We start from the raw sequence: 9359 nt of genomic DNA, 5'->3' as shown, positions 1-9359 counted from the left end.
GCGGCGGGTGGGCGGGCAGCGAGTGGGCGGGCAGCGAGTGGGCGGGCAGCGAGTGGGCGGGCAGCGAGTGGGCGGGCAGCGAGTGGATCGCCATCGCGGGGTGTCCCCCACCGGCGCCGGCCTGCCGGAGGCCGCGCCACTCCGGCTCCGGCTCCGGCGACCTGGCGTGGCAGGGGCGGGAACGCCGGCCGCCCGCCGGTTCACGGGAAGGCATGGGTCAAGTCTGGCAGGCCGTTGATTAGGCGTACATCTAATTTGACATGTCTCTAATCAGTGGGGCATGCTACCGACTAATTCGACGGATATCTAAGCAGCCGGATCTCATCGTCCCGGCGTGCTCCGCCGAGCGGTAGACGACGATTCTGAGAGGCGACCATGAGTGACGGATGTTGCGGCGCCACCACGCCGCTGGAGGCCGAGCGGCCCACCCTGAAGAGCGACGGGCTGCCCGTGGTGGTGATCGGCGCGGGCCCGGTCGGCCTGGCCGCCGCCGCCCACCTGGCCGAACGCGGCCTCGACTTCCTCGTCCTGGAGGCGGGCGGGCAGGCGGGCGCGTCCATCGCCCGGTGGGGGCACGTGCGCGTGTTCAGTCCCTGGCGCTACAACATCGACGCCGCCGCCCGCCGCCTGCTGGACGCCGCGGGCTGGCAGGCCCCCGACGACGAGTGGCTGCCGACCGGCGCGGAGCTGGTCGAGCACTACCTCGCCCCGCTGGCCAAGGCGCTGGGCGACCGGGTGCGCCCGAACGCCAGGGTCGCCGGGATCACCCGGGCCGGCTTCGACCGGGTCAGGACCGACGGCCGGGAGAGCGTGCCGTTCCTGATCCGCCTGGCCGGCGGCGAGGAGCTGCACGCCCGCGCGGTCATCGACGCCTCCGGCACCTACGCCAGCCCCAACGTGCTGGGCGCGAGCGGCCTGCCGGCGCACGGCGAGGCGGAGGCGGCGGCGTTCATCGACCACGCGCTGCCCGACGTGCTCGGCGCCGACCGGGCCGCCTACGAGGGCCGGCGCACCCTGGTCGTCGGCGCGGGCCACTCGGCCGCGACCACGCTGCTGGCCCTGGCCGAGCTGCCGGACACGCCGATCACGTGGGCGATCCGGGCGGGCGAGGCCACCCGCGCGTACGGCGGGGGCGACGCCGACGCGCTGCCCGCCCGCGGCGCGCTCGGCACCCGCCTGCACGCGCTCGTGGAGTCCGGCCGGATCACCCTGCTGACCGGCTTCCACACCCACCGGGTGCGCAGGACGGCCGAGGGCGTCGAGGTGACCAGCCGCACCTCGTCCGGCGCGGAGCGGGCGATCACCGTGGACCGCGTCGTGTCGGCCACCGGCTACCGGCCGGACCACTCGATCGCCGCCGAGCTCCGCCTCGACCTCGACCCGGTCCTCGGCGCGACCCGCGCGCTGGCCCCGCTGATCGACCCGAACCGCCACTCCTGCGGCACCGTGCCGCCGCACGGCGTGGACGAGCTGGCCCACCCCGAGCCCGGCTACTACGCCGTCGGCGTCAAGAGCTACGGCCGCGCCCCGACCTTCCTCATGGCCACCGGCTACGAGCAGGCCCGCTCGGTCGTGGCGGCCCTCGCCGGCGACTGGGAGGCCGCCCGCGACGTGCGGCTCGACCTGCCCGAGACCGGTGTCTGCTCGTCGAGCCTGGCCGAGGCCCAGGAGCGGCGCGTCGGCCTGGCCACCGGCGTCGCGGGCGGCCTGCTGGCCGGCCCGCTGCCGCTCGTCACCGTCGCGTCGTCCGGCGGCGGCTGCTGCGGCTGACCCCCGGCGATCGGCGCGTCCCCTATAATTTCGACAGGTATCGAATCAGGAAGGGGAGCCGGATGGCCGCGACCACGACCCCGTGCTGTGCGCCGATCGCCCGTGAGCCGCTCTCGGAGCCCGACGCGGCCGACCTCGCGGTCATGCTCAAGGCGGTCGCCGACCCGGTCCGGCTGCGCCTGCTGTCGATGATCGGCTCCCACGCCGGCGGCGAGGCGTGCGTGTGCGACCTCACCGACGCCTTCGATCTGACCGCTCCGACCATCTCCCACCACCTCAAGGTGCTGCGCACCGCCGGCCTGATCGACGGCGAGCGGCGCGGCACCTGGGTCTACTACCGGATCGTCCCGGAGGCGGTGAACAGGCTGGGCGCCCTCTTCACGCCCCTGACCGAGCCGGCGCCGGCGGGGCCCGTGCCGGCGAGCCTGGCCGTCACCCGGTGAAGCGGATCGTCGCGCCGCGCTCGGTGACCGAGAGCACCCGGAACGACAGGCTGCCGCTGCTCCCCCAGCCGCCCTCCCCCAGGAAGACGTTGCCGCCGGTCATGTGGAGCTGACCGCGGATGCGGCGTACGGACGCCGTCCGCACGGCGACCGTGTCGGCGTCCACCTTGGAGACGCGGACCCGGGGGAAGCCGTACTTGCTGGATACGCGGAAGCTCACCGGCCTGGTGAAGGTGAACGTGCACTTCCCGTCGTAGCAGCCGCGCAGGCTGGGCTTCGCGGCAGTGGCAGCCCGGGTGGCGGCGTGAGTGGTGGCGTGAGTGGTGGCCTGAGTGGCGGCGTGGGCGGCGGCGGGGGTGGCGGCCAGTGCGCAGGCGAGGGCGAGGGCGGTGACGGAAAGCCGGTACATGGTCTCCCCTTTTTCGGATGCGTGGAGCCGTCGCGCCGTACGAGGCGTGGATCAGCCCGCGGGATGAGGTCTTTCTACCGCCCGCGCTCCGGGAGGGGTCCCGAGACCGGGGCGGCCGGCTCAGCCCGCGCAGCCCTCGGGTCGCGGGTCCGGCTCGTCGAGGAGCCGGAGGTCGGACGGGCCGATGGTGGCGGTGGCCAGCAGCGCGGTGATCAGGTTGTGGTTGAGCGTGTTCCCCAGCGGCGGCGGGATCTCCTCCTCCAGCAGCCCGGGCACGCGGGCGCTGAGCCGCTTGCGCGTCTGGGTGACGATGTGGGCCGCCCGTTTGGCGGTCCACTGCTCCCCCGGGCGGAGGCGGCCGAGCTCGTCGGCGACCTGGGCCCAGGTCAGCGGCTGCGGCCACGGCTCGGGCCGCAGGTAGCGCCGGCCCAGGCAGACCAGGACCAGGCGTTCGAGGGCGCTCAGGGGGTGTCCGGCCGGTTCGCGGGTGTCGGCCTCCTGGCGGGCCGGCGCGCCCGGGGCCGGCGGCCCCGTCACGATCCGCACTTCGAGCAGGTGCTCGTGCTCGGGCCCGACGATGAACAGCGGTGTGTACGCCACCGGCAACGCCACCTCGTGCCCGGTGAGCACCATCCGCCCGTCCGGCAGGCGGATGGGCAGGGCGCCCAGGTTGCGCAGCACCCACCGCCCGCCCTCGTGGCGGATCACACCGTGCCGCCGGCTCACGTACGGGTCGTCCGGGCCGACGCAGACGTGGACGTCGGGCTCGCACCGCCCGAACACCACCTCGAACCCGGCGTCGGGCGCGACGCGGATCCCGCCCCCGGCTCCCCTGACGTAGACGGTGCCGGGCACGGCCGGGGGAAGCCCGTCGGAGCCGCCACCGGCCGGCAGGAGATCGACCTTGCTCGCGGGCCTGCGTACCGTCCACGCCATGCCTCCGATCCTCCCCACCCGCCCCTGGCACGGTCAACGACCCGGCCCCGGATCGGGACCGGGCGTCGCGCCGCGCGGGCCGTTCCGCGAGAGTTTCCGGCCGCGAGCTTGTCGCGGGCACCCCGTCCGGGATCACAATGGCGCATGACCGACTTCATGCCGCTGATGCCCGGTGACCCTGAGCGACTGGCCGGCCTGGAGCTCCTCGGCCGGCTGGGCCAGGGAGGTCAGGGCGTGGTCTACCTGGCCAGGACCCCCATGGACGAGCGCGTGGCGGTCAAGTGGCTGACCCCGTCCGGCGACGGTGAGAGCGTCGAGCGGTTCCTGCGGGAGGCGGAGGTCGCCCGGCGGGTGGCCGCGTTCTGCACCGCGGCCGTGCTCAGCACCGGGGTCGAGCAGGGCCGGCCGTACATCGTCAGCGAATACGTCGCGGGCCGCTCGCTGGAGCGGGTCGTCAGGGAGGACGGCCCGCTCCAGGGCGGCGAGCTGGAGCGGCTGGCCATCGGCACCGCCACCGCGCTCGCCGCGATCCACGAGGCCGGCGTGGTGCACCGGGACTTCAAGCCCGGCAACGTCATCATGGGCGCGGGCGGGCCGCGCGTGATCGACTTCGGCATCGCGCGCACGCTCGGGCCTGCCACCATGACCAGCAGCACGCAGATCGGCACGCCCGCGTACATGTCTCCCGAGCAGGTCATGGGGCGCGGCGTGGGCCCGGCGGCCGACCTGTTCTCCTGGGCCGGGACCATGGTCTTCGCCTCCTGCGGGCGGCCGCCGTTCGGCAACGACGCGACGCCCGCCGTCCTGCACCGGGTGCTCCACGAGCGGCCCGACCTGGGCCTGCTCGACGGGCGGCTGGGCGAGCTGGTGGCGCGGTGCCTGGCCGGGGAGCCGGAGCTCCGGCCCAGCGCCATGGAGGTGATCACGTCCCGCCCGCCGCCGCGCCCGCCTCTCCACCCGCCGCGCCCACCCGCCATCCCGTCGGACCGCCCGCCGGCCGGCCCGACGGCCCGCCCGGGGGCCGCACTCGCCGCTCGCGCAAGCCGGTCCTCGCCGCCGCCGGAGCCCTGGTCGCCGCGGCCGCCGTGGTCACCGCGACGGTCGTGCCCGGCTGGCTGCGCGCGCCCACGCCCCCGGCGGTGGACGCGCCGCCGGGGCAGAAGACGGCCGCGGGCGGGGCGTCACGGGAGCCGGCCGCGGGCGGGGCGTCGCGGGAGGCGTCCCCGGGCTCACCGGCCGCCCCCGTCAAGACCAGACTGCCCGGCGGCGCGATCACCCTGTACGAGCGCCCGTCCGCCCCGATCACGCTGACGGCCTACGAGGTCTACGACGAGAAGCTGGACGAGGACGTCGACTATGCCCGGCGGTCGTTGCGGGGCACGTTCGACCGCTATCCCGGCAACGTGGACTCCCTGGTCTCCCCCGACGGCCGCTATCTCGCCGGCCGGCCCGACGACTACACCTCCGACGGCTACGACTCGATCCTCGTGACCGACCGGCAGGCGGGGTCGAGCTTCCGGGTCAAGACCGTGCGCAAGCCGCTCGACACCAGCATCCGCGCCTGGTCGAAGGACGGCTCGAAGCTGCTGCTCAACCTCGACAAGAAGACGGAGAACAAGCAGGGCGAGGACGTCTGGACCACCCTGGGCTTCGCCGTCCTCGACGTGGCCCGGGCCACGGTGCGGGTGGTCGAGGTGGCCGACGACACGATCCGGAGCGGCAACTTCGGCTGGGACGGCGCCGAGGAGGGCGTGGTCGCCTTCTACGGCGACAACGAGGGGCTGCGCTTCTTCGACGCCGCCGGCAGGCGCGTGCGCGACGTGCCGAAGGTGGGCCCGCCGGCGTCCGGCACCGTCGACCTCTTCTCGCCCTCGGGCGGGCGGTTCGTCACCGACTGTCCCGGCGACGACGAGGGGGACCACTGCCTCTGGGACACCGCCACCGGCAAGCGGGCGCACCGGTTCTCCTCCGACTGCGACAAGGTCCTCGGCTGGTACGACGAGTCGCACCTGTACTGCTGGGAGTACGACAACGGGCCCGGCCACGAGATCCGGGTCGTGGCGTTCGACGGCAGGCTGACCCACCTGCTGCTGGAGTCCGGCGACGGCATGGAGGTCTCCCCGTACTTCACGGTCACCCCCTCCGGCTCGTGAGTTCCCCCGCTCATAGATGTGTGTCAATATGACCGGGAACGACTTCGACAGCCGTCGATATCAGGAGGTCATGTGGAGCCACTGCGGATTCTGGACTGCAGCCCGCCGCTGGTGCGCGAGCAGCTCGACCCCGGCAGGGCCGCCGAGCTCGCCCGCGTCTTCAAGGCCCTGGGCGATCCGGTGCGGCTGCGCATCCTGTCGATCGTGGCCGGTCACGCGGGCGGCGAGGTGTGCGTCTGCGACATCACCGGCGCCTTCGACCTGACCCAGCCCACGATCAGCCACCATCTGAAGGTACTGCGCGACGTCGGCCTGCTCACCCACGAACGGCGCGGCTCCTGGGTCTACTACCGGCTCGTCCCCGAGAGCCTGAGCCGGCTCTCGGCGCTGCTGGACATCCCGGCCACGGTCTGAGCCGGAGAGGCACGCCATGTCAACGAACGCCGCCCGCGCCCCGCGCACGCCCGTGCAGGGGGTCACCACGGCCGTCGTCGGCCGATTGTCGGTTCTCGACCGCTTCCTGCCGGTGTGGATCGGCGCGGCGATGGCCGCCGGGCTGCTGCTCGGCCGCTTCGTACCGGGCCTGGACACGGCGCTGGAGGCGGTGAAGATCGGCGAGATCTCGCTGCCGATCGCGCTCGGGCTGCTGCTGATGATGTACCCGGTGCTGGCCAAGGTCCGCTACGACCGGCTCGGGGGCGTCACCGGCGACCGCCGGATGCTGGTCTCCTCGCTGCTGCTGAACTGGATCGCCGGCCCCGCGCTGATGTTCGCGCTGGCCTGGACCTTCCTGCCGGACCTGCCCGAATACCGCACCGGCCTGATCATCGTCGGGCTGGCGCGGTGCATCGCCATGGTGCTCATCTGGAACGACCTGGCCTGCGGCGACCGCGAGTCCGCGGCCGTGCTGGTCGCGATCAACTCGATCTTCCAGGTGGTCGCGTTCGGCGCGCTCGGCTGGTTCTACCTCCAGGTGCTGCCCGGCTGGCTCGGCCTGGCGGAGGCCGCCCTCGACGTCTCGATGTGGGACATCGCCCAGTACGTCCTCATCTTCCTCGGCATCCCGCTGCTGGCCGGCTACCTCTCCCGCGCCTGGGGCGAGCGCGCCAGGGGCCGGGCCTGGTACGAAGAGCGCTTCCTGCCGAAGGTCGGCCCCCTGGCCCTGTACGGGCTGCTGTTCACCATCGTCGTCCTCTTCGCGCTCCAGGGCCACACGATCAGCGAGCGCCCCCTCGACGTCGCGCGCATCGCGATCCCGCTGCTGGCCTACTTCGCCGTCATGTGGGGCGGCGCGTTCCTGCTCGGCCGGGCCGTCGGCCTGCCGTACGAGCGCGCCACCACGCTGGCCTTCACCGCCGCCGGCAACAACTTCGAGCTGGCCATCGCCGTGGCGGTCGGCGTCTTCGGCGTCACCTCGGGCCAGGCGCTGGCCGGGGTGGTCGGCCCGCTCATCGAGGTCCCCGTCCTGGTCGCCCTGGTCTACGTCAGCCTGGCCGGCCGCCGCCTGTTCCCCGTGAAGGAGCCCGTCCGTGACTGACAGGCCGAGCGTGCTGTTCGTGTGCGTGCACAACGCCGGGCGTTCCCAGATGGCCGCGGGGTGGCTGTCCCACCTGGCCGGCGACCGTGTCGAGGTCCGCTCGGCCGGCTCCGCCCCCGCCGGCCGGGTGAACCCGGTCGCGGTCGAGGCGATGCGGGAGGTGGGCGTGGACATCGCCGCCGAACGTCCCAAGGTCCTGACCACCGACGCCGTCGAGTCCTCCGACGTCGTCATCACGATGGGCTGCGGCGACGCCTGCCCGGTCTTCCCGGGCAAGCGCTACGAGGACTGGCAGCTCGACGACCCGGCCGGCCAGGGCATCGAGGCCGTCCGCAGCATCCGCGACCAGATCCGCGCCCGCGTCGCCGCGCTCATCGACGACCTGACCCGCTGACCCGCTGACCCGCCGGCTCATCAGCTCATCGGCGAACCGGCGGGGTCCGTGCGTTGCCCCCGCGACCTGCCGTCCATCCACACGGACCAGAGCCTGCACCAACTCCGCGCTCCCGCAGGACGGAAGCACCTGATGGAGCCCCAGGTAATCGTCCCGCCACCGTCACCGCCGGGGCCCCCGGGTCAGGTGCCGGGGAGCGTTCGCTACACTTACGGATCATGAGTTCCGTCATCCACAACTGGCAGGCCATCCGCACCCGGTCGGCGTTCTGACCCCTGAGGTGCGGCTCGTCGTCGCCACCGGGGTCACGCGTCCCCTGTTCGCCTCCGGATGACGAGGATTCTCTTTCATGTGCGCCACCATGCGCCCCACTTTCGTGTTCGTTCACGGCGGTTCCAGCAACGCCCGGGCCTGGGGGCCCCTGCAGAACGAGCTGGCCCTGCTCGGCCTCCGTTCGTACGCCGTCAGCCTGCCCGGCCACGGTGACCTCGCCGAGGCCCCGGCCGCCTACTACCGGATGCCGCAGGACCTCGCGGCACTGGCCGCAGCGCCCTCCCCGGCGCGCGCCGTCACGTTGCGCGACAACGTACGGCACGTGGCCGGCATCGTGCGCCGGCTCGCCGGGCACGGCCCGGTCGTCCTGGCCGGCAACAGCCTCGGCGGCCTGACCATCAGCGCCGTCGCCAACGCGGTGCCCGAGCTGCTCGACCGCGTGGTCTACCTCTCCGCGCTGTGCCTGAGCGACCCGGCCATGCTCACCGAGGCGTGGGAGGTGGCCGACGACAACCTGCTCGACGCCGCGTCGGCCCGGATCGCCGTGCCGGGCGTGCCCGACCCCGGCGTGGCCCGGCTCAACTGGCGCGCCGCCCACGCGGACCCGGAGCTGTTCGCCGAGCTGAAGGCCGCCATCATGGCGGACGCCACCGACCACCAGTTCCGGGTGCTGCTCGACTCGATGGACCCGGACGAGAACCACGCGGTGCTGACGCCCGAGGCGCTGGTCCGGGCCGACGCCTGGGGCCGGGTGCCGCACACCTACGTGCGGCTGTCCGAGGACCGCAGCATCACCCCGGCCATGCAGGACTACATGATCCGCCGGGCGGACGAGCTGACCCCGCACAACCGGTTCGAGGTGCACACCCTGGCGGCCTCGCACGTCGGCTACTTCAGCCGGCCGCAGGTCTTCGCGGAGCTGCTGGCCGGCCTCGCCTGACCCGCCCCGCGCCCCCGGCCGCCGACCTCGGCGCCCGGGGGCGCCCCGGCGCCTTCCTGCCTGAGAGGGGCCCTGCCCGAGACGGGCCCTGCTTCAAACAAGCCCTGCCTCAGACGGGCCCTGCTTTGCGTCGCCGTGTAGCGGCCCGGATGCTCGCGGGCGTAGTCGCGGTAGGCGTTCGCGTACGCCACCAGGGCGTCCTTGCCGGCCCGCCCGGCGGTGGCCTCGGCGATGCGGATGCTCTTCTCGTCGGCCGCCAGCAGCGCGATCCGCCCGCGCAGGTCCTCCAGGTTGCGTACGTGCACGTACAGGCTGGCGTCCTTCACCCCGAGCCGCCGCGCCACCGCCGACATGGTCACGCGGTCGAGCCCCACCTCGTCCGCCAGGTCGGCGCCCGCGAGCGTCACCCGATCCGCCGTCAGCCCGGCCCTCGCCATGTACGCACCAGCCTTTTCCTAGAGTCGTTCGACTATAGAGAACAGGAGCAGGTGATGCCTCGGCTCC

11 protein-coding genes and 1 pseudogene are annotated in these 9359 nt (G+C 73.6%); 8 read left to right on the top strand and 4 right to left on the bottom strand.

The window, feature by feature from the left end:
* On the bottom strand, positions 1–214 hold a 214-nt coding region (locus tag IO39_RS54695; RefSeq protein ID WP_211267131.1), incomplete at its 3' end, for a hypothetical protein.
* A gap of 161 nt (positions 215–375) precedes the next feature.
* Here IO39_RS54695 and IO39_RS23620 point away from each other — a divergent pair.
* Positions 376–1770, top strand: a complete 1395-nt coding sequence (locus IO39_RS23620; RefSeq protein WP_084773363.1) for an FAD-dependent oxidoreductase — start codon at positions 376–378, stop codon at positions 1768–1770.
* 62 nt (positions 1771–1832) lie between these two features.
* Complete coding sequence (locus IO39_RS23615) at positions 1833–2213, top strand: ArsR/SmtB family transcription factor (RefSeq protein WP_043627180.1); 381 nt, start codon at positions 1833–1835, stop codon at positions 2211–2213.
* On the opposite strand, the gene IO39_RS23610 is transcribed toward IO39_RS23615, so the two are convergent.
* Together IO39_RS23610 and IO39_RS23605 are read right to left on the bottom strand one after the other, a co-directional pair.
* Positions 2203–2622, bottom strand: a complete 420-nt coding sequence (locus IO39_RS23610) for a hypothetical protein (protein WP_043627177.1) — start codon at positions 2620–2622, stop codon at positions 2203–2205. The two genes, IO39_RS23615 and IO39_RS23610, sit on opposite strands and share 11 nt — an antisense overlap.
* 120 nt (positions 2623–2742) lie before the next feature.
* Positions 2743–3558 carry an FHA domain-containing protein gene (locus tag IO39_RS23605; RefSeq protein WP_043627176.1) on the bottom strand — a complete coding sequence of 272 codons (816 nt, stop codon included), beginning with the start codon at positions 3556–3558 and terminating at the stop codon, positions 2743–2745.
* Positions 3559–3702: 144 nt separating this feature from the next.
* On the opposite strand from IO39_RS23605, the pseudogene IO39_RS57950 reads away from it, so the two are divergent.
* The 6 genes and pseudogenes from IO39_RS57950 to IO39_RS23575 all read left to right on the top strand — a co-directional run.
* Positions 3703–4425: pseudogene (locus IO39_RS57950) on the top strand (serine/threonine-protein kinase); the annotation flags it as partial.
* Between the two features lie 8 nt (positions 4426–4433).
* Positions 4434–5711: a WD40 repeat domain-containing protein gene (locus IO39_RS57945; protein ID WP_245642169.1), complete on the top strand. Its 1278-nt coding sequence runs from the start codon at positions 4434–4436 to the stop codon at positions 5709–5711.
* Positions 5712–5783: 72 nt separating this feature from the next.
* Entirely contained in the window at positions 5784–6125 is a 342-nt protein-coding gene (locus tag IO39_RS23590) for an ArsR/SmtB family transcription factor (protein WP_043627170.1), read from the top strand.
* A gap of 16 nt (positions 6126–6141) precedes the next feature.
* Complete coding sequence (gene arsB, locus IO39_RS23585) at positions 6142–7248, top strand: ACR3 family arsenite efflux transporter (RefSeq protein ID WP_043627168.1); 1107 nt, start codon at positions 6142–6144, stop codon at positions 7246–7248.
* Positions 7241–7642, top strand: a complete 402-nt coding sequence (locus IO39_RS23580) for an arsenate reductase ArsC (protein WP_043627165.1) — start codon at positions 7241–7243, stop codon at positions 7640–7642. Before arsB ends, IO39_RS23580 begins: the two co-directional genes overlap by 8 nt.
* Positions 7643–8003: 361 nt before the next feature.
* Entirely contained in the window at positions 8004–8855 is an 852-nt protein-coding gene (locus IO39_RS23575) for an alpha/beta hydrolase (RefSeq protein WP_245642167.1), read from the top strand.
* Here IO39_RS23575 and IO39_RS52880 read toward each other — a convergent pair.
* Positions 8804–9292: a TetR/AcrR family transcriptional regulator gene (locus IO39_RS52880; RefSeq protein ID WP_084773361.1), complete on the bottom strand. Its 489-nt coding sequence runs from the start codon at positions 9290–9292 to the stop codon at positions 8804–8806. The two genes, IO39_RS23575 and IO39_RS52880, sit on opposite strands and share 52 nt — an antisense overlap.
* Between the last annotated feature and the right edge of the window lie 67 nt (positions 9293–9359).

Source organism: Nonomuraea candida, assembly GCF_000725485.1.
Taxonomy (GTDB): Bacteria; Actinomycetota; Actinomycetes; order Streptosporangiales; family Streptosporangiaceae; genus Nonomuraea; species Nonomuraea candida.
The sequence above is the reverse complement of the archived record's forward strand: the minus strand, read 5'-3'. Positions and strand labels throughout refer to the sequence as shown.

Bases quoted from the DNA above. Each gene is read 5' to 3' on its own strand.
- IO39_RS23605 (WP_043627176.1), bottom strand. From the start codon at position 3,558: ATGGCGTGGACGGTACGCAGGCCCGCGAGCAAGGTCGATCTCCTGCCG.
- IO39_RS52880 (WP_084773361.1), bottom strand. From the start codon at position 9,292: ATGGCGAGGGCCGGGCTGACGGCGGATCGGGTGACGCTCGCGGGCGCC.
- IO39_RS23610 (WP_043627177.1), bottom strand. From the start codon at position 2,622: ATGTACCGGCTTTCCGTCACCGCCCTCGCCCTCGCCTGCGCACTGGCC.
- arsB (WP_043627168.1), top strand. From the start codon at position 6,142: ATGTCAACGAACGCCGCCCGCGCCCCGCGCACGCCCGTGCAGGGGGTC.
- IO39_RS23575 (WP_245642167.1), top strand. From the start codon at position 8,004: ATGCGCCCCACTTTCGTGTTCGTTCACGGCGGTTCCAGCAACGCCCGG.
- IO39_RS23620 (WP_084773363.1), top strand. From the start codon at position 376: ATGAGTGACGGATGTTGCGGCGCCACCACGCCGCTGGAGGCCGAGCGG.
- IO39_RS23615 (WP_043627180.1), top strand. From the start codon at position 1,833: ATGGCCGCGACCACGACCCCGTGCTGTGCGCCGATCGCCCGTGAGCCG.